Here is a 20,193-nt window from a genome sequence, read left to right on the forward strand (position 1 = left end):
GACAAATATCAGTTTAATGGACAAAGGGTTTAAAGACCTTCCGCCAGCTCTATCAGTTTCCGTTCGTTTTTTATCCCAATTTTTTTGCCGGAAGCATTGATCAAACCTTTTTTCTTGAATTCGGAGATAATTCGGATGGCCGATTCTGTGGCAGTGCCCACTACATTGGAAATGTCTTCCCGTGAAAGGGTGAGGGCCAAAAAGCCTTCCTCATCTTCTCCAAAATTGTTCTTGAGATAAAGAATCGCCTCGGCAATACGCTGCTTTACCGTTTTTTGTGACATATTCACGATCACATCGTCTGCCTCTTTAAGGTCGTGGGCCATATGGCGCAGGACTTCCAGGGTGAAATTTGGATTTTTATGAAGGGTATGGGTAATGCTTTCTTTGGGAATGAAACAGACTTCCATATCATTGACGGCAACTGCGGATAGGTTTGTGGTTTCCTCGGCAATTACAGATCGTTGTCCTATTACTTCCCCTTTGGTGGCCAATTTTACAATTTGGTCCTTACCATTGGCACTTAGTTTGGACAATTTGGAAACCCCGTCGCGCACACAGTACACTCCGTTGAGCTTGTCCCCTTCTTCAAAAATAGGGTCTCCTTTTTTTATTTTTTTAGTGGTTTTGGAATCTGAAACTTTTTTCAATTCCTCTTTGCTCATCGCCCGCAAGGAGTTGAATTGCCTGATGATACAATTTTCACATCTACTTTCCATACAATTGCTATTTACCTGTTACCTGACGTCTAAAATTACGGCTAATTTAAGTAAGGAAAACTGTAATTTTATAGGTTTTTAAATCAATGTTTTTAACTTTTCCATATTGCCCAAAACAATTTCCCCTTTATCGATGGACAATGCACCCTTACGCTTGAATTGGGTCAATAAATTGATAATGTATTCGGGCGAAGTACCCAATACGGAAGCCATATCCTCCCGCCTTAAACGCATTTCAAGTTTTCCGTCTGCTTGTTGACCAAATTTTTCCGCTAAATAAATCAACAGGTTGATCAGACGTTCTTTAATGCCCTTATGGGCAGAAAAGGCTATCCGGGCATTTTGGTTCAGGTTAATGTCCTGTACCATAGCTTGTAATAGGTCGTTACAAAAATCCGTATTGATACGAAGATTTTCGGAAATCTCATTTCTATCCAAACAATACAGTTCCGTATCGGTTAAGGTAGTAGCGGAAACCCTGGCTCCCTTGTTGGAAATCAATGACCGTTTGCCCATAATTTCACCCTTTCCCAAAAAACGTAGAATGTGCTCTTTACCAGATTTGTCAATGGTACTGAACTTACAAGCACCTTCTTTAATGCAGTATAATTTTTTAAGTTGTTGGTTTTCATGAAAAACGGTGGTTCCTTTAGGCAAAAAGACGGATTCTGACGTCCGCATCACTCGCTCCAAAGCCTTTGCAGAAAGCGACTTGAGGTTACGTAGTTCATCAACACATATGTCCATGCGCTTTTCCATAAAACAAAGGTAGTCATCATCAAAATCAGAATACCTGACATAAGTCATATTTTAGTACATTGAAGCGTCTCATATTTGCATCAGGTAAAGCAAATGTAAATGGCAAATATGACATGTTATCATTGCGGTGATGACTGTGGCAGGGACAAGGTGCGTTTTGATGAGAGGGATTTCTGCTGTCATGGTTGTAAAACAGTGTATGAAATTTTTACTTCAAATGGCCTTTCCAACTTCTACGAAATTGAGGCCAAAGCTGGAAACACCCCAAAAGAAGTAAGAAGCAACTACGATTTTTTGGATAATCAGGAAATCGTGGAAAAGCTGTTGGAGTTCAATGAGGAAGCCATCCAGGTAATAAATCTGAGCATACCTTCCATTCATTGCAGTTCCTGTATTTGGGTGCTGGAGAATTTAAATAGGCTTCATCCCGCTATCACCAATTCCCAGGTGGACTTTCCTAAGAAAACGCTGCGAGTTACCTATTCCTCACAAGATTTTTCCCTAAAAGGTTTGGTGCTGATGCTGAGCAGTATTGGTTATGAACCCTATATCTCCCTGGACGAGTACGATAAAAAGGAAAAAAAGAAAGATCGCTCCTTGATCTATAAGTTGGGGGTGGCAGGTTTTGCCTTTGGCAATGTGATGCTTTTGTCTTTTCCTGAATACTTTGAAGTTGAGGAATTCTGGCTGGAACAGTACAAACCTGTGTTTCGCTGGTTGATGTTTGCCTTTTCCTTGCCTGTGGTGTTTTATGCTTCGCAAGATTATTTTATATCGGCCTACAAGGGCTTGCGATCCAAACTTTTGAACATTGATGTACCCATTGCCCTGGGTGTTCTCACTTTGTTCTTGAGAAGTACGGTCGATATCATTTTTGATTTGGGCTCCGGTTTTTTTGATAGCCTGACTGGACTGATTTTCTTTTTGCTCCTTGGCAAATTCTTTCAACAAAGAACCTACTCCTTTCTTTCTTTTGAGAGGGACTATAAATCCTATTTCCCAATTGCCGTTACCCGTCTGAATCAGGATAAATCCGAAGAAAATATCCAAATCTATAAGGTTAAGGTAGGGGATAGGCTCTTGATTAGAAGCAACGAGATCATTCCCGTGGATTGCATATTGATCAAGGGATCAGCGCAAATCGACTACAGTTTTGTAACCGGGGAATCCCAAGCGGTTTTTAAAGAATCGGGAGAAAAACTTTTTGCAGGAGGGAAGCAACTCTCTGGACTACTGGAAGTGGAGGTGCTCAAATCCGTATCCCAAAGCTATCTGACCCAACTTTGGGGCAATTCGGTGTTCTCTAAAGATAAGGCGAGTGCCTTCCAAACCTTAACGGATAGTATAGGGAAACGGTTTACAGCCGGCGTGTTGACCATTGCCACTTTGGCAACCCTATTTTGGTTGGTATACGAGCCTAGCATGGCCCTAAATGTTTTTACTGCTGTACTGATCATTGCCTGTCCTTGCGCCATTGCATTGGCGGCCCCCTTTACCTTGGGGAATATGTTGCGCATATTTGGGCGGCAAAAATTGTACCTGAAGAATACCAACGTAATAGAGCGCTTGGCAAAGATTGACACGGCTATTTTTGATAAAACCGGAACCCTTACCACAACAAAAAAAGATGCCATCTTATATGAGGGCGTTGAACTCACCTCAGAAGAAATCGCGTTGCTCAAGACCACGCTGAGGGCATCCAACCATCCATTGAGTCGGTCGTTATATGGGATTTTGAAATCCAACGCGATTATGACGTTGGACGAGTTCCAAGAACATACAGGCAAGGGGATTGAAGGTAGGGCCAACCAACATTCCGTCAAGATTGGGTCTGCAGGTTATGTGGGCAGGGATTCCGTTCATACCACTGCGGATACGGCGGTTTACATAAGCTCAGATGACGATTTTAAAGGACGTTTTGTTTTCAAGAACAGTTATCGGGAAGGCGTTTCCACGGTGTTTCAGTCACTAGGGAGTTCCATGCAAATTGGAGTTTTGTCAGGGGATAACGATGGGGAACGCAAACAGCTGCAAAAAATACTTCCCGTGAGGACCCAGATGCACTTTAACCAGAAACCAGAGGATAAACTACAGCATATAGAGCATTTGCAGAAAGAACATAAAGTACTGATGGTTGGGGACGGACTCAATGATGCTGGGGCCTTGGCCCAAAGTGATGTGGGCATTGCGGTCTCGGAGGATATCAATGTGTTTTCACCGGCCTGCGACGGGATTTTGGACGCCTCCCAATTTAACAAACTGTCCACTTTTATGGAGCTTTCAAAAAAATCCATTCAAGTGATTAAAATGAGCTTTGTACTGTCTCTTTGCTATAACGTGGTGGGGCTGTATTTTGCGGTAACTGGTCAATTACAACCTGTTATAGCCGCCATTTTAATGCCCTTGAGTTCCATTAGCATTGTTTTGTTCACTAGCTTAATGACCAATGCTCTGGGACGAAAACTAAAACAACCAACTAACTAAGTCATGAGCAAAAAACTTATTAACCAACTAAGGGAGCGAATAGGGCCAAATATATTGGCCATCAGTATTGGAATTGTGTATTTGTGGTTTGGGACCTTAAAATTCTTTCCACATATGAGTCCTGCCGAAGATTTGGCAAAAAACACCATTCATCAATTGACTTTTGGACAACTTTCAGATGGTATTACCATCAATTTATTGGCATTTTGGGAAGTGTCCATAGGCATTCTGTTGGTATTCAATCTGTGGAGAAAGGGTGCACTGATCATCACCATGGTTCATATGATATTGACCTTTACTCCACTATTGCTGTTTCCTATGGATTCTTTTCAAAATCCCCCATGGATTCCGACCCTTTTGGGACAATATATTGGAAAGAACTTGATCATAGTGGCGGCGCTTGTTACGCTATGGCGGCAAGCCCAAAAAAAAGAAATATATAAATCGCTGTAAAAACTGATATATGTCATTTTTTGCCAATGGGCCTGACAGTAGTTTTACAGCCAAATTCAGGTAGGTATGAGTGTTATTTATGTGTTGTTGGCCATAAGCATTACGGTTGCCCTGGTCTTCTTTGCCGCATTTGTATTGTCCGTCAGGAGTGGGCAGTACGATGACGCCTACACCCCCTCTGTCCGAATGCTTTTTGAAGACGAACTTTTGGATCAAGAATCCGATTTAGATAAAGACAAAGCAGAAATCACACAAACTAAAAGAACAAACCAATAAATATGGAAATACAACAATTTCACTACGACAACAAAATCGTACAAAAGTTTTTATACGCCACCATGTTATGGGGTGTTGTTGGAATGTTGGTGGGTCTCCTGCTGGCATTTATGTTTTTGTTCCCTAACATCACCGACGGCATTTCATGGTTGAGCTTTGGACGTATTCGTCCCCTGCATACCAACGCGGTAATTTTCGCATTTGTGGGGAACGCCATTTTTGCCGGGGTGTATTATTCTACCCAGCGGTTGTTAAAAGCCAGGATGTTCAGTGATGCGCTGAGTAACATCAATTTCTGGGGATGGCAATTGATCATTGTGGCGGCAGCCATAACACTACCATTGGGGTACACCACCTCCAAGGAATATGCAGAACTTGAGTGGCCCATAGATTTGGCCATTGCTGTCATCTGGGTAGTTTTTGGTTGGAATTTGATTGCCACCATCTTAAAGCGTAGACAGCGTCACTTGTATGTGGCTATTTGGTTCTATCTGGCCACCTTCGTGACCGTGGCGGTATTGCATATCTTCAATAGCTTGGAGTTGCCCGTATCCGCTTTAAAGAGCTACTCGGTCTATGCTGGGGTTCAGGATGCACTGGTGCAGTGGTGGTATGGGCATAATGCGGTAGCATTCTTCCTGACCACGCCTTTCTTGGGACTGATGTATTATTTTGTTCCAAAGGCAGCGAATAGGCCCATTTATTCCTATAGGCTTTCCATCGTCCACTTTTGGTCCTTGATATTTATCTATATCTGGGCAGGTCCGCACCACTTGTTATACTCCTCATTGCCTGACTGGGCACAGAACTTAGGGGTGGTTTTCTCCGTGATGCTGATTGCACCTTCTTGGGGTGGTATGATCAACGGATTGTTGACCCTCCGTGGTGTTTGGGATAAAGTAAGAAGTGATGCCACCCTGAAATTCATGGTAGTAGCCATCACGGGTTACGGTATGGCCACTTTTGAAGGACCCATGTTGTCCTTGAAAAACGTAAATGCCATCGCCCACTTTAGTGATTGGATCATTGCCCACGTACACGTAGGGGCCTTGGCCTGGAACGGATTCTTGACCTTCGGGATGATCTATTGGTTGGTTCCCAAAATGTTCAAGACCACCTTGCATTCCAAAGGCTTGGCCAATCTCCATTTCTGGATTGGCACCCTGGGGATCATTCTATATGCATTGCCTATGTATGTGGCCGGGTTTACCCAAGCCTTGATGTGGAAAGAATTTAACCCAGATGGTAGCTTGGTATACGGTAACTTCCTCGAGACTGTTACCCAGATCATCCCCATGTACTGGATGAGAGCCATCGGGGGAACCATGTTCATTGTGGGTATGTTGATTATGATATACAACGTGGTCGTAACCATTAGAAAAGGAAGCGGCGTTGAAGATGAATTGGCCGAAGCTCCGGCTCTGGCCAGGGTTTCCAAAAGACGTGTGGCTGGTGAAACCTTCCACAACTGGTTGGAAAGAAGACCCGTACAGCTGACCATCTTGGCCACGATTGCCATATTGATTGGGGGAATCATCCAAATTGTACCAACAATTTTGGTGAAATCCAACATCCCGACGATAACCAGTGTAAAACCATATACCCCTTTGGAATTGGAAGGACGTGATCTCTATATCCGCGAAGGCTGTGTGGGATGTCACTCCCAAATGATCAGACCTTTTAGGAGCGAAGTGGAACGTTACGGTGAATATGCCAAGGCCGGGGAATTTGTTTACGATCACCCATTCTTATGGGGTAGTAAGCGTACCGGACCGGATTTGCTTCGGGTAGGAGGAAAATACTCGGACAACTGGCATTTGAACCATATGTACGATCCACAAAGTACTTCGTCGGGATCCATAATGCCAGCATATCAATGGTTGGTAAGAAATGAACATGATCGAAGCCAAGTGCAGAGCAAGATGGAGGTCATGGTCAAACTTGGGGTTCCGTATACGGAAGAGGATATAGCCAATGCACCGCAATCTATGGCGGAGCAGGCCGAGGCCATTGAAAAAAATCTCTATACCGACCCGGAATTTGCCAAAACTTATGAAGCTGATAAGCAGTACGCGGCGGATAATGGAGAAGATTTTGTAGAGATGCGAGATCGTGAAATTGTGGCACTGATTGCCTATCTACAGCGATTGGGCACAGATATCAAGATGCAAGACACTGAAGAACTGCTATCGCAAAACAAAGAATAAAAGAATCAGGATGATAGAGTCAAGACATAAGAATCAAGAGACAAGAACTCTTAGCTTGAATCTTGGCTCTTCCATCCAAAATCTATACAAGCTATGTTGAAATTCGTAAAAAACCACATGGAAACCATAGACGGGGTAGCCAGTTATCCCATGATATCGCTAATGATCTTCTTTGTGTTTTTTGTTGCCTTGTTTTGGTGGGTGTTTACCGCTACCAAGGAACATATCAAAGAGATGGGCGAATTGCCTTTAGATAACGATCAACCTAACAAACTATAATATTATGAGCACAAGAACACCGTGGTGGATCCGTATTCCAGTAATCTTCTTTCTAATCTTTGGATTGATGGAATACTTCATAGATTCAGGAGACAAACCCGCAATTATCGAATATCCGATCACTCAGTTTTTCCTGTTGTTGGTCCTAATGATTTTGATTGCGATTGAGCTAATATTGAAGTCCATTGAAAACGTAATGTTCCAAACCCTTTCCGAAGAAGCGAAGGCCAATTACTTGGCTTCCAAAAACAAAAAGACGGAATGGACATGGGCCAAAAATATATACAAACGTTTGACCAAGAGCCGTGAGATTGAAAGGGAAAGTGAAATTATCATGGATCACAATTACGACGGTATCCGGGAATTGGACAATGTATTGCCTCCTTGGTGGGTATATCTATTTTACGCAACCATTGTTTTTAGTGTTGTTTATCTGGTTCGCTTCCACATCATTGGCGACTATGACCAGGCCATGGAGTACGAACAGGAAGTGGCTGCTGCCAAAATTGCCATTGAGGAATACAAGAAAACAGCAAAAGATTTGGTGGATGTCAATACGGTGGAATTTCTATCCGACGCTGCTGATTTGAGTGCAGGAAAACAAATATTCACGGACAACTGTGTGGTATGCCACATGGCTGATGGAGGAGGAGGTATTGGCCCCAACCTTACGGACGAATACTGGATTTTGGGTGGAGGTATCAAAAATGTCTTCAACACCATTTCCGAAGGTGGCCGTGATGGTAAAGGAATGGTAGCATGGAAGCAAAGCTTAAAGCCAGCTGAAATGGCCCAGGTAGCCAGTTATGTACTGACCATGGGCGGTACCACACCGGCCAATCCCAAGGCTCCAGAAGGAGATGTCTGGATAGATCCGGATGCTCCCGCACCCGCAGAAACCGAAGAAGCTCCGAATGAGCAAGTTTCGGATTCCACGGATGTAGCCATGAATGAATAGTTGAATACTAAACTCCACTTTTAAGGGGAGATGTCCGAAGGACAGAGAGGTATAACCAAAATTGCAATGGAAGAAAATTTCAGGGATTCCATAGGAACCATTACCAAAGAAGGAAAAAGGGCATGGATCTATCCCAAAAAACCGAGTGGCCGATTTTATGAGTATCGCAAATATGTGAGCTACGGTCTATTGCTATTTTTGTTTGCCTCTCCCTTTATCAAAATACAGGGACACCAGTTTCTGCTGTTCAATGTACTAGACCGGAGGTTCAATATTTTTGGATTTCCCTTTTGGCCCCAGGATTTTCATTTGGTGGTAATCTCCATGATTATCGGAGTTATTTTTATCGCCCTTTTTACGGTGGCTTATGGTCGGATTTTTTGTGGATGGATATGTCCCCAGACCATTTTTATGGAGATGGTCTTCCGCAGGATTGAATACTGGATTGATGGAGATAGAGGAGCCCAGACCCGCTTGGACAAAGCTCCGTGGAATGCCAAAAAAATCTGGAAACGTTCTTTAAAATGGACCATCTTTTTTGTCATTTCTTTTTTGATAGCCAATGTATTTCTGGCCTATTTGATCGGGAGCGATAAATTAATTGCTTATATCACGGATGGACCAATGGCACATTTGGGTACCATGGTGCCCTTGCTCATTTTTACGGGAGTTTTTTATTTCGTCTTTGCCTGGTTCCGGGAGCAGGTGTGCATCATAGCTTGTCCCTACGGAAGACTTCAGGGTGTTTTGTTGGATGATAAATCCATCATTGTGGCCTATGACCATAAACGTGGAGAAGGGGAGGCAGGACGTAAAAAATTCAGAAAGAATGAAGACCGGGATGCCTTGGGCCATGGCGATTGTATAGATTGTTTTCAGTGTGTGAATGTATGCCCAACCGGAATTGATATCAGAAATGGAACCCAACTGGAATGTGTAAACTGTACCGCCTGTATTGATGAGTGTGACCATATCATGGAAAGCATCAACAAACCCAAAGGCTTGATAAGGTATGCCAGCGAGGATGAAATCAATAAGAAGGAAAGGTTCAAGTTTACGGCCAGAATGAAGGGCTATACGGCCGTTCTGTTCATCTTGACGGGAATCTTGGTCGGAATGCTGTTCCTTAGAAATGAGTTGGAGGCCAATGTCCTCAGGCTGCCAGGGCAGTTGTACGAAAGAAAGGAAAACAACATCATCAGTAATGTATATACCTATAAGTTGGTCAATAAGACTACCAAGGACGTTGAAGATGTCAGTTTTAAGTTATTGTCCCATAAAGGCGAAATAAAAATGGTCTCCCAAGATCAATTTGTGGTCCCTGCGGAGGAACTTGCAGAGGGAACATTGTTTATAGAGATCAATGTATCGGCATTGACAGGGGACAAGGACAAGCTCAAAATAGGGATTTATAGTGGGGATAAACTTATAGAAACCACGGTAGCCCAATTTTTGGCACCAAGAAGTTATAATTAGGCATAAGGTTAAAAACGAGAAAAATGAAAATCAATTGGGGAACAGGAATCGTGTTGAGTTTTGTGGCATTCATTGCCTTTATTCTATATTTCGTGGTTCGGATGAGCACAGATGATAGGGCCAACCATGATTTGGTCACCGATGATTATTACAAACAGGAACTGGCCTATCAGAAAGAGATTGATGCATCCAACTCCGCGGCCAAAATGAACGCCCAATTGAAAATTGAAAAAACTGGGGAAGGTTTGAGAATTAGCTTCCCGGAAAAGTTCGACTATAAAAAAATTGAAGGCACTGTGTCCCTTTACAGACCGTCCAACAAGCATTTGGATATTGACTTTCCTTTAAGTTTGTCCAATACACATTTGCTCATACCTGACAATAGCTTGGTGGGCGGTCGCTGGGATATAGCCATAAAATGGTCGTATGAAGGTAATACCTTTTTGCACAAAGAAAAATTGACCTATTAGATCATGTTGGTATCGGCGTTGGCATTGGGATTTTTGGGAAGCTTGCACTGCTTGGGCATGTGTGGCCCCATTGCCTTTATGCTGCCGTTGGATAGGGAAAGCAACGTCAAAAAAATTTGCCAGCTTTTTATATATCATTCAGGACGATTACTGGCTTACGCCAGTATTGGGGTGCTGTTTGGATTTTTGGGCAAGGGACTTTCCCTTTTTGGGATGCAGCAAAAACTATCCATAGGAATGGGCGTTTTGATGATTCTTTTGGTTTTGGTACCTACTAATATTTTTGATGCCCACAAACTGTCCAGGCCTATCTATACCCTTTTGGGAAAAATAAAATCAAAATTGGGTAAGGAACTTCAAAAAAAGACCCCTGATGCTTTTTTAACCATTGGCTTTTTGAATGGCTTCCTACCTTGTGGATTGGTGTATATGGCCTTGCTTGGTGCCATAGCTTTGGGCAACGCATGGCAGGGTGGACTGTATATGATGCTGTTTGGGGTGGGAACTATACCCTTAATGACCGCGGCGGCCTATTCAAGTTCTATTTTAAGCACTCCCATAAAATCCAAAATTCGCAGATTGATTCCAGTTTTTGTGGTATTGATCGGAGCACTTTTCATTATCAGGGGAATGGGATTGGGAATTCCTTATGTCTCCCCAAAACCCATGAATGCCCACATGGAATCAACAAGTATAGAATGTCATCAACCATAGCTATAAAAAAATACAAGTGAAAATAACATCAGCAGAAGAAGCCGTTGGCTTGGTAAAATCAGGAGATCGTGTTTTTGTTCAAGGTGCGGCAATGACCCCAAATGAACTTGTGGACGCCCTTTGTGAACGCCATAAGGAGGTTGAGAACGTGGAGATAGTATCCATTCATACCGAGGGAAACGCTAAATACACGGAAGAACCTTATTGCAATTCCTTCCATCTTAATTCCTGTTTTGTGGGTGGGAATGTTAGAAAAAGTGTAAACACACCAAATGCGGGTTATATCCCGATTTTTTTAAGTGAGATACCTTGGTTGTTCAAACGCAATATTTTGCCTTTGGATGTGGCCATTGTGCAGGTTTCCCAACCAGACAAACATGGATATTGTTCCCTGGGTGTTTCTGTGGATGTGGCCTTACCTGCTGTAAGGACCGCAAAGAAAATCATAGCGCAGATCAACCCGTCTGTACCACGCACGCATGGAACGGGAATTGTACATATTGATGAAATAGAATTCGCAATTGAGGTAAATAGACCCATTCATGAACATAACCCAGGGGTTATTTCCGATTTGGAGCATGAAATTGGTGCCAATGTAGCCTCTTTGATAGAAGACGGAGCCACCCTCCAAATGGGTATTGGCAATATCCCCAATGCGGTTTTGGACAATCTAAAAAACCACAAACGCTTGGGCATCCATACCGAAATGTTTTCTGATGGGGTACTGCCCTTGATTGAGCAAGGTGTAATCACTGGGGAGGACAAGGCGGTAAAACGGGGCAAAATTGTAAGTTGCTTTGCCGTGGGTTCCCGTAAACTCTATGACTTTATTGATGATAATCCCATTTGTGATTTTAGGGATTCCGGTTACACCAATGATACGGCAAGAATTCGACGTAATCCCAAGGTGACGGCCATTAACAGTGCCATCGAAATTGACCTTACCGGGCAAGTCTGTGCAGATACCATTGGTAGCTATCAGTTTTCTGGGGTTGGTGGCCAGATGGATTTCATTAGGGGAGCCTCCCTTTCTGAAGGAGGTAAGCCCATTTTTGCCATGTCTGCGGCAACCAAAAAGGGTGTTTCCAAGATTGTGCCTTTTCTTAGGGAAGGTGCTGGTGTAACCACGACCAGGGCACACGTACATTATGTGGCCACGGAATATGGAGTGGTCAATCTATATGGAAAAAATCTACAACAGCGAGCAAAGGCTTTGACTTCCATTGCGCATCCTGATCATAGGGAAGCGTTGGAAGCAGCGGCCCATAAAAGGTTCCATCAATAGTTGACTTTTAAAAATAGATAGAATAAAAAAAGGGGAGTTGAAAACTCCCCTTTTCCCATCATGTAAAACCCAATCAAATACCAATCAATCAAATTTTAAAGGTTACAACAGCCGTATTGGAATGATTGGCAATATTTTCACCTATACTTCCCATAAAGAAGTGGGACAATCCTTTTCTGCCATGGGTTGGTATTCCTATGAGATCAGCGGCTACTGACTCACTATAATTTAATACGCCCTTTTCTACTGTATAGTCGTTGTAGATTTGAACCTCTAGCCCAACTTTGGCCAAATTCAAGAATTTGGACACCCGGTTATAGGCATCTTCCGTACTCAAGAATTCATCTCCTGGGGTATTGATATACACTAGATGCAATTGGGATTTTAAGAGTTTGGCCATTTCTATTGCCTTTAAGAGGGCAGGAACACTTTCCTCCTTAAAATCGCAGGCAAAGACAAAACGTTCCGGTCTAAATTTTTCCATGTCACCTTTGATGACCAAAACAGGTATATCTGAAGTTCTAACCACACGTTCTGTATTGGAACCAATAAAGATTTCTTGCAGTCCATCCGTTCCATGAGATCCCATGACAATAAGCTCGGCATCGTGCTTCTCAGCAACTTCGCTTACCTCGCTAAATACTTTATAGTGCTTAATTATGGGTATGATGTTGACACCCTTTAAATAGGGCTTGTCCAAAAAGTCATTAAAGCGCTTTTCCCCAATTTTGATCAGATGTACAATTTGCTCTTGGGACACATATCCAGAATCGGTCATGATGGCCGGTGAAAGCTCCAGCATATGGAGTACCAAAAGTTCAGATCCATGCATTTTGGCAAGATCAGCTGCTACTTTTAGGGCTTGTTCGCTTTGTTTTGAAAAATCTACGGGTACAATAATACTTTTCATCTGATTCGGGTTTAAGTTAAACGGTCATGGAAAACAGTCGGGTCTCTGGCTTTTTGCGATGTAGTTTTAAGTCAAATGCCATACTGATATTCCGAATAAATGGTCTTCCTTTAGGAGTGACTTTTATCTGGTTGGTGCCAATATCCACCAATCCGTCCAACTCCAATTCGGTAAGGTTCTCAATGATTCTTTCAAAATCTATGGTTTGTGTTTCTTCCATTTCCCATGCGGTCTCAAACCGGCACATGAGATTTAGGATATGTCTTCGTATGATTTCATCTTCCTCATTCAACACATGGCCCCTAAAAATGGGAATTACCCCATGGGCTACCAGATGTTGATATTCTTCAATGCTCTTCACGTTTTGGGCAAATCCATACCAGCTATCGCCAATACTCGAAACCCCAAGCCCAATCATCAATTGGGTTTTGGACGGGGTGTAGCCCATAAAGTTCCTGTGGAGCGTGCCATTTTCCATCGCGTGGAACAAACTGTCCGTAGGCAATGCAAAGTGATCCATTCCCACATCTTTATACCCGAATTCGGTCAACATGTTTTTTCCAAGCTCGTACTGCTGTTTTTTTACTTCTGAAGTGGGAAGGTCACTTTCCTTGTATCCGCGTTGCCCGTTGCCCTTCATCCAAGGAACATGGGCATAACTATAGAAAGCAATACGGTCTGGTTTCAGCGCATTGGTCATGGTAACCGTCTGCTTAACATCTTTCAGCGTTTGAAAGGGTAAGCCGTATATAATATCGTGCCCAACAGAGGTGTATCCAATTTCTCGGGCCCATTCGGTAACCTTCTTCACATTCTCAAAGGGTTGAATACGGTTGATGGCTTTTTGTACCGTTAAATTGTAGTCTTGCACACCTAAACAGACTCTTCTAAACCCCACATCAAAAAGAGCCTGTAAGTGTGCTTTGGTTGTGTTATTTGGATGTCCTTCAAAACTAAATTCTGGATGTTCTGCCTTACTTCCCAACCGAAGAATTCCCTTGACCAACATTCTTAAGTGTTCAGGGGAGAAAAAAGTTGGGGTGCCCCCACCCAGATGAATTTCTTTGATGATAGGCTTGGAACCCAAAATATCACAGTATAATTGCCATTCCTTGAGAACCGATTGTATGTACGGAAGTTCTACTTCATGCCTTTTGGTAATCCGTTTGTGGCAGCCACAAAAAGTGCACATGCTCTCACAATAAGGAAGGTGGATATACAAACTGATTCCTTCTTCCACAGATTCTTTATACGCCCTCAGAACGCTGTTTTTCCATTGCTTTCCGGAGAAGGATTCTATGTCCCAGTAAGGTACTGTTGGATAGCTTGTATATCGGGGGCCAGGGACATTATATTTTTGGACTAGATGACACATAGGGGTTTATTGTTTATAGTTCAAAATTACCCCTGGGCATGCTCAAAAAACATGATAAATATCAGTAAGGAACTAAATGGGACTGACAAGTATCATGTTTTAACAATAGCTGGGATTGTAGTTTTATACCCTACCGATGAAATACACTTTACAGTAAAATGGGTGAACATATTCCGGATAGCAAGTTTGATCAAGAAGAGCGGAAAGTTTTTGTAAAGCATCTGTTGGATGATCTTAAAGCCTTGGAGCAAATCTTGGGCAATAATCTTATAGAGAGCGATGTGGTTCGCATTGGTGCGGAGCAAGAGTTGTGTTTGGTCGACGAAGATTACCGACCTTCCGGGGAGTCCATTCAACTTTTGGATGCCATCAATGACGATCATTTTACAACGGAACTCGCCAATTACAATTTGGAGATCAATCTGGACCCATTTGAACTCAAAGACGACTGCTTCTCCAAGGTGGAGTCCCAATTGACCAATCTGCTGGAAAGAGCAAAATCCAAAGCGGAGAAACTGGGAATCAAGATCGTCTTAACGGGTATTTTACCCACCATCAGTAAAAATGAACTGGGGATAGATTTTATGACCCCAATTCCCAGATATCATAAATTGAACGAGGTATTGACCCAATGCAGGGGTGATCATTTTGCGTTGAAGATCAGGGGTGTAGATGAGTTGACCTTGCGTCATGATTCTGTACTGTTCGAGGCCTGCAATACCAGTTTTCAACTGCACCTTCAAATTCCCCAAAAGGATTTTATCCCTAGCTATAATTGGGCTCAGGCTATTACAGGGCCTGTACTGGGCGTATGTAGCAATTCTCCTTTGTTGATGGGGAGGGAGTTATGGAAAGAAACCAGAATTGCCTTGTTCCAACAAAGTTTGGATACTCGAAAATGGTCCTACGCCTTAAAGGAACAAGTGGCCAGGGTAGGTTTTGGCAATCATTGGCAAGAGGAATCCGTGGCCGAGATTTTTAAGGAAGATATCTCTGCCCATCGAATCCTATTGACCAAATCCATCAATCAAAATTCTTTGGAGCTTTTGGAAAACGGGGCCATTCCCAAACTTGAAGCCCTCAATCTATTTAATGGAACAGTATACCGTTGGAACAGGCCGTGCTATGGGGTGGGCAATGGGAAACCCCATTTACGGATTGAAAACAGATATATTCCTTCAGGTCCTTCGGTTATGGATGAGATGGCCAATTTTGCCTTTTGGGTAGGATTGATGGTGGGAAGGCCCAAAAAGTATGATAACATGCCTGCCATTATGGACTTTAAAGAGGCCAAGCACAATTTTATTAAATCCGCGATTACCGGAAGACAAACAGTGCTTTCCTGGCTGGGAAAAACCGTAACCTTAAAAAAGCTGATAGTAAAGGAGTTTCTTCCCATCGCAAAAAAAGGTTTGTTGGATCATGGGGTGGATTCCAAAGATGTGGAACGCCTACTTGGGGTAATTGAAAACCGTACAAAAACAGGAACAGGAGCGGAATGGCAAGTGAAGAATTTTAGGAGATTACGAAAGGAAATGAAGCTGGATTCGGTTCTGGTCAAGTTGACCGAGGCCATCCATGAAAATCAAAAGAAAAACATGCCCGTCCATAAATGGACCATGATCAATGAAAAGGAATCTACTGCAGAGCCCTATCTCTGGGTAGGACAGATCATGTCTACCCGACTTATCAAACTGTATGAGAATGATTACGCCAATTTGGCGGTATCCATTATGCAGTGGAACAATATTCATCACATTCCTGTGGAAAATAGTCGTGGTGAACTTTCGGGACTTTTGACTTGGAGCCATATTGCAGAACTGGAACACGACAAAGAAGAAAACAATGCCCTTGTTTCGGATTTTATGATACATAAAGTGGTCACGGTGCAGCCACGCACCAAAATAGAAACCGCCAAAAAACTAATGGAGGAGTATCAAATAGGATGCTTGCCTGTTTGTGTGGGCTCCCATCTTGTTGGAATCATAAGCAAGGTTGATTTATAACTATGGCCAAAGTATACAGCAATGCGCTAGAGGAAACCTTGGAAGTTGACCGCATCATCGGACAATTAAAAGGGGATAAGGATGGTCCCACTGTGGTCTTTTTTGCCGGTATCCATGGCAATGAACCGGCAGGAGTTTTTGCCTTAAAGCATGTAATCCGTGAATTGAAACTTCGTCAAACACCAATTCGTGGACAACTCTACGCCATAGCGGGCAATCTGCAAGCCTTGGAGCAAAAGGCGCGTTTTGTGGAAAAGGACCTGAACCGGATTTGGGTCGCGGAAAACCTAGAGCAAACACTTCAAAATGGTGATGGGATTTCCAAGGATGAACAGGAAATGATTGAGCTTTATAGGCTGTTGCAAGCAATTCTTGAGCAAAATCAACCACCTTTTTATTTTATTGATCTGCATACTACTTCCAGCGATACCTCCCCCTTTATGGTCTTGAATGATAGTTTGCTCAATCGAAAATTTGCTTCCCAATATCCCTTGCCCACTATTTTGGGGATAGAGGAGTATTTGGTAGGGGCTTTGTTAAGCTATATCAATGAGTTGGGTTATGTATCCCTTGGGTACGAAAGCGGTCAACATGACGATGTTGTATCCATCAGGAACTGTACGCATTTTATCCACTATACTTTAGGAATAACCGAGCTGGCTGCATATTCCCCAGCAGAGCTGGCAAAATTGAGGATGGAGATAACCGAATCCAGTAGGGTTTCAAGCAAATTTTATGAGATTTATTACCAGTATGAAATCCAAAACAGCGGTGGATTTGAGATGCGGCCCGGGTTCAAGAATTTCCAAAAAATTCCTAGGGGTACCGCCATTGCCACGGACAATGGCAACAAGATCATGACCCAGCGGAAACGGCAGATTTTTATGCCCTTATACCAAAAGTTGGGCAGTGAAGGGTTTTACTATATTAAATCCATACCTCTGGTGCTATTATGGATTTCCAAGGGATTGAGAAAGTTCAAAATGGATCACTTGTTGGTTTACCTTCCAGGAATCCAATGGAGTTCTGGGAAAAAAGATGGTTTGTTGGTAGATCAGCGTATAGCCAAATTTTTGGCCAAATCCTTTTTCCATTTATTGGGATACCGCACCCGTCAATTGGATAGCACCCATTTGGTGGTAAAAAGTAGGGAAATGGCATCTAGAAATTTAGAGTATAAAAGTTCTGGATGGTACTAAAAAAAACTCCTGTTCTAAACAGGAGTTTCTCAAGTTAGGTGTCTATAACATTTTAAAGGTAATCGGAATAGCGTAGGTAACCTTAGTGGGCTTGCCTCTTTGTATACCTGGCTTAACCTGGGGAAGTGCAGAGATGATCCTTACGGCTTCCTGCTCCAATAACCTATCCGGTCCCCGTTGCTTTATGTGGGCAACCCGACCGTTGGAATCAATTACGAACTGTACAAATACCTTGCCGGTTATTCCCATTTCGAGTGCTGTTTTGGGGTATTGGAATGTATTTCGAACATGCTCTTGTACCTTTTGGTTAAAACACGCTTTGCGCTCTTCCTCTGTGCTTAGGTTTTCACAACCCGGGAAAACAGGTACATGCTCTATCAGGGCGAATGGGATAATTTCCTCTTCTTCCACTTCCCCAACATTTACATCTTCAATGGCTATGACCACATCCTCAATAAAGGCATCCTGATTACTTTCGGTACTTTCGATCACGGTTTCCTCAATGTCTTCAACGTCTTCCACAATTTCAATTACATCAGGAGCTGATGGAGGAGGCGGTGGCGTTGTTGTACGAACCATTTCGGTAATGGGGACATCTTCCTTAAGATCGTCCATCACTTGAACCACTTCCGAAACGTTCGTTTCCTTGTCGTAGGTCTTGACCTCAAATGATTGCCATGTTACAAACAAAACCGAGGTCAAACCTATCATAAAATAAAGGCTGCTGTTACGGCCAATATCTGCATTAGGGTTCTTTTTTGGTTTCATGACTTATGTATTTAACTGAAATAAAATTAGACAGCTACTTTGTCAAAAAACATGATAATAGTCATGATGATTACAAATATGATAATTGAACATGGGTATTGCTGGTTATTTTTCAATTTCAGCCAAATCTTGATGGGTAAAATCGGTGGTGAAAGTAATCCCCATGAGAATGGCGTTATGGTGTGAAGTTTGAAAATGGTTTTTCAAATAGCCCAATTCAATCTTAAGGTCTGGGGACAACTCCCTCCCTATACCGATATAGAATCTATTTTGGTTAAAAAGGACCCCATCCAGATTTACAAAAACCTCGTTGGACGATTTCACAAAGGTCTTCCCGTAAATGGGTCTTTGGAACTGCAATCGATAGCGAAACCGATTATTAAAATGGGTTTGGCCATGATTATGGATCCATCGGTTTTCAAGTCTCCATCTATGTGACAAGGAATTCATACTGAATTTATTCTTCCAAGTAAATTCCTCATATAACCAATATTGAAAGGTCAAGGATGCTTCACCGGAATCCAAATACGATTTGGAATTAACATAGGCCACACCTCCCGTAAGGATGATGGAATGGTTCAGATGATAAGAAGCACCTGTCTTGATAAAGGAGAAATCGTAAACTTCAAATGGCTCGTGATGCCTTAAAATTCCCAATATGGGAATACTCCATTTCTCATCTATCTTATTGGTTCCGGAAAATTCCAGCCAAGAACCTGAACCATGCCCATCAAAAGTTTGGGAGCTAAGCGCACTTTGGAAAAGAATACAAGAAAGGAGGTGTAAAAGGCGGATAAACCTCATGGATTTGGCTTAGGAGATTTTAGTGCAAAGGTTGGCTTTTGAACCAGCTTAAAATATGATACTTGTCAGTCCCCAATGAATTTGAGCCTCAATCTTGGGTGTAGTGAAAATCTGGTAATACTTGGGCAAAAAATACCGGTTAACGTAGCCTTAACGTAATAAAATTTCAAACCTGATTTCTGTCATGTTTTAGGTGAGTGGTGCATTCTAATTTTGAATCAAAGATTTTAAGTCATTTAAATTTTATAGGTATGAGTATTCAGAAAATTTTAGTCCCGTTCGATTTCTCAGAGGCTTCCATAAATGCGTTGGAATATGCCATTGTTTTTGTTGGGCCAACGCGCAATATAGAACTTCAAGCCTTATATGTTTCGGCCATGCCGATAACGGAAGGTCAGGAGAAAACCCTGAAATTGGATTTTGGTCAGGTTGTGAAATCCTTTAATACCAAAATCAAAACACCACCTTCATTTAGTACCGTTACAGGTAATCTCATTGAATCTATTTTGGAGTGGCATAATACTAATGGCTCTGATTTGATATTGATGGGAACCATGGGGGACAAGGTTACGGATGAGGCCATAACCAACACCTCACGTTTGGTTTTGGAGGCCAATTGCCCGGTAATCTCGGTTCCCTTCGGGACTCCGATCAGAGAGCCAAAAGATATTGCTTTAGTGATGGGCCGCGAAGAAATTGATGACAAGGAAGTATTGAAGACCCTTTTGGACGTAGCAAGAACCTTTGACTCAAGAGTTCATGCACTGACCATTTACAGGGAATCGGTATACGCGGAAGAATCTATTGTGGACAGCACGGAGAACCTTTTGGAATATTATTTGGAGCATTTTTATGAAGAACACGCCTTTAGCAAAAATCAGGATGTGGAAGAGGGCATTTTGGAATACATCAACAAAAAGAACATTGATCTTTTGGCTATTCTGCCCAGAAACCATACCCAAATGAGTACCCCGTCTGAAGGGAGATTGACAAAGTTGTTGACCCTTCACTCCGAGATTCCTGTTTTGACCTTGGATTGATGATTGTCCCA

19 protein-coding genes are annotated in these 20,193 nt (G+C 42.6%); 13 read left to right on the plus strand and 6 right to left on the minus strand.

What is annotated here, in order from left to right:
* Positions 1-29: 29 nt before the first annotated feature.
* Both ACO6S0_RS00585 and ACO6S0_RS00590 read right to left on the minus strand, forming a co-directional pair.
* Positions 30-719 carry a Crp/Fnr family transcriptional regulator gene (locus ACO6S0_RS00585; protein ID WP_422350117.1) on the minus strand — a complete coding sequence of 230 codons (690 nt, stop codon included), beginning with the start codon at positions 717-719 and terminating at the stop codon, positions 30-32.
* 78 nt (positions 720-797) lie between these two features.
* Positions 798-1,526: a Crp/Fnr family transcriptional regulator gene (locus tag ACO6S0_RS00590; RefSeq protein WP_422350118.1), complete on the minus strand. Its 729-nt coding sequence runs from the start codon at positions 1,524-1,526 to the stop codon at positions 798-800.
* A gap of 51 nt (positions 1,527-1,577) precedes the next feature.
* On the opposite strand from ACO6S0_RS00590, the gene ACO6S0_RS00595 reads away from it, so the two are divergent.
* The 10 genes from ACO6S0_RS00595 to ACO6S0_RS00640 all read left to right on the plus strand — a co-directional run bounded on the left by ACO6S0_RS00595 (position 1,578) and on the right by ACO6S0_RS00640 (position 12,080).
* The gene (locus ACO6S0_RS00595) at positions 1,578-3,962 is read left to right on the plus strand and encodes a heavy metal translocating P-type ATPase (protein WP_422350119.1); all 2,385 of its coding nucleotides are present in this window, start codon (positions 1,578-1,580) and stop codon (positions 3,960-3,962) included.
* A 3-nt stretch (positions 3,963-3,965) separates the two neighbouring features.
* Complete coding sequence (locus tag ACO6S0_RS00600; protein ID WP_422350120.1) at positions 3,966-4,415, plus strand: hypothetical protein; 450 nt, start codon at positions 3,966-3,968, stop codon at positions 4,413-4,415.
* A gap of 66 nt (positions 4,416-4,481) precedes the next feature.
* Positions 4,482-4,691 carry a cbb3-type cytochrome oxidase assembly protein CcoS gene (gene ccoS / locus ACO6S0_RS00605; RefSeq protein ID WP_420402069.1) on the plus strand — a complete coding sequence of 70 codons (210 nt, stop codon included), beginning with the start codon at positions 4,482-4,484 and terminating at the stop codon, positions 4,689-4,691.
* Between the two features lie 2 nt (positions 4,692-4,693).
* Positions 4,694-6,898 carry a cytochrome-c oxidase, cbb3-type subunit I gene (gene ccoN, locus ACO6S0_RS00610; protein ID WP_422350121.1) on the plus strand — a complete coding sequence of 735 codons (2,205 nt, stop codon included), beginning with the start codon at positions 4,694-4,696 and terminating at the stop codon, positions 6,896-6,898.
* A gap of 93 nt (positions 6,899-6,991) precedes the next feature.
* Positions 6,992-7,177 (plus strand): CcoQ/FixQ family Cbb3-type cytochrome c oxidase assembly chaperone, encoded by a 186-nt coding sequence (locus ACO6S0_RS00615; protein ID WP_138835662.1) that lies wholly within the window; start codon positions 6,992-6,994, stop codon positions 7,175-7,177.
* A 4-nt stretch (positions 7,178-7,181) separates the two neighbouring features.
* A complete protein-coding gene (locus ACO6S0_RS00620) occupies positions 7,182-8,135 on the plus strand; it encodes a cbb3-type cytochrome c oxidase N-terminal domain-containing protein (protein WP_422350122.1) in 954 nt (317 codons plus the stop codon).
* Between the two features lie 66 nt (positions 8,136-8,201).
* Positions 8,202-9,611 carry a cytochrome c oxidase accessory protein CcoG gene (gene ccoG / locus ACO6S0_RS00625; RefSeq protein ID WP_422350123.1) on the plus strand — a complete coding sequence of 470 codons (1,410 nt, stop codon included), beginning with the start codon at positions 8,202-8,204 and terminating at the stop codon, positions 9,609-9,611.
* A 23-nt stretch (positions 9,612-9,634) separates the two neighbouring features.
* Positions 9,635-10,081 (plus strand): FixH family protein, encoded by a 447-nt coding sequence (locus ACO6S0_RS00630; protein ID WP_422350124.1) that lies wholly within the window; start codon positions 9,635-9,637, stop codon positions 10,079-10,081.
* Positions 10,082-10,084: 3 nt separating this feature from the next.
* Positions 10,085-10,795: a sulfite exporter TauE/SafE family protein gene (locus ACO6S0_RS00635; RefSeq protein ID WP_422350125.1), complete on the plus strand. Its 711-nt coding sequence runs from the start codon at positions 10,085-10,087 to the stop codon at positions 10,793-10,795.
* 16 nt (positions 10,796-10,811) lie between these two features.
* Positions 10,812-12,080: an acetyl-CoA hydrolase/transferase family protein gene (locus ACO6S0_RS00640; protein ID WP_422350126.1), complete on the plus strand. Its 1,269-nt coding sequence runs from the start codon at positions 10,812-10,814 to the stop codon at positions 12,078-12,080.
* 88 nt (positions 12,081-12,168) lie between these two features.
* Here ACO6S0_RS00640 and ACO6S0_RS00645 read toward each other — a convergent pair whose 3' ends face one another.
* Positions 12,169-12,990 (minus strand): universal stress protein, encoded by an 822-nt coding sequence (locus tag ACO6S0_RS00645; protein WP_422350127.1) that lies wholly within the window; start codon positions 12,988-12,990, stop codon positions 12,169-12,171.
* A gap of 16 nt (positions 12,991-13,006) precedes the next feature.
* Positions 13,007-14,365, minus strand: coding sequence for an oxygen-independent coproporphyrinogen III oxidase (gene hemN / locus ACO6S0_RS00650; protein WP_422350128.1), 1,359 nt, complete (start codon positions 14,363-14,365; stop codon positions 13,007-13,009).
* A gap of 158 nt (positions 14,366-14,523) precedes the next feature.
* Between hemN and ACO6S0_RS00655 the strand changes: the two genes are divergently transcribed.
* A complete protein-coding gene (locus tag ACO6S0_RS00655; protein WP_422350129.1) occupies positions 14,524-16,371 on the plus strand; it encodes a CBS domain-containing protein in 1,848 nt (615 codons plus the stop codon).
* Positions 16,372-16,373: 2 nt separating this feature from the next.
* Positions 16,374-17,570 carry a succinylglutamate desuccinylase/aspartoacylase family protein gene (locus ACO6S0_RS00660; protein ID WP_422350130.1) on the plus strand — a complete coding sequence of 399 codons (1,197 nt, stop codon included), beginning with the start codon at positions 16,374-16,376 and terminating at the stop codon, positions 17,568-17,570.
* Positions 17,571-17,612: 42 nt separating this feature from the next.
* On the opposite strand, the gene ACO6S0_RS00665 is transcribed toward ACO6S0_RS00660, so the two are convergent.
* Positions 17,613-18,338 carry an energy transducer TonB gene (locus ACO6S0_RS00665; protein WP_422350131.1) on the minus strand — a complete coding sequence of 242 codons (726 nt, stop codon included), beginning with the start codon at positions 18,336-18,338 and terminating at the stop codon, positions 17,613-17,615.
* Between the two features lie 105 nt (positions 18,339-18,443).
* On the minus strand, positions 18,444-19,142 hold the full coding sequence (locus ACO6S0_RS00670) for a DUF2490 domain-containing protein (protein ID WP_422350132.1): 699 nt from the start codon (positions 19,140-19,142) through the stop codon (positions 18,444-18,446).
* A 251-nt stretch (positions 19,143-19,393) separates the two neighbouring features.
* Here ACO6S0_RS00670 and ACO6S0_RS00675 point away from each other — a divergent pair, with 251 nt between their 5' ends.
* Positions 19,394-20,182 carry a universal stress protein gene (locus ACO6S0_RS00675; protein WP_422350133.1) on the plus strand — a complete coding sequence of 263 codons (789 nt, stop codon included), beginning with the start codon at positions 19,394-19,396 and terminating at the stop codon, positions 20,180-20,182.
* Positions 20,183-20,193: the final 11 nt, after the last annotated feature.

Source organism: Flagellimonas sp. (genome assembly GCF_965233845.1).
GTDB lineage: Bacteria > Bacteroidota > Bacteroidia > Flavobacteriales > Flavobacteriaceae > Flagellimonas.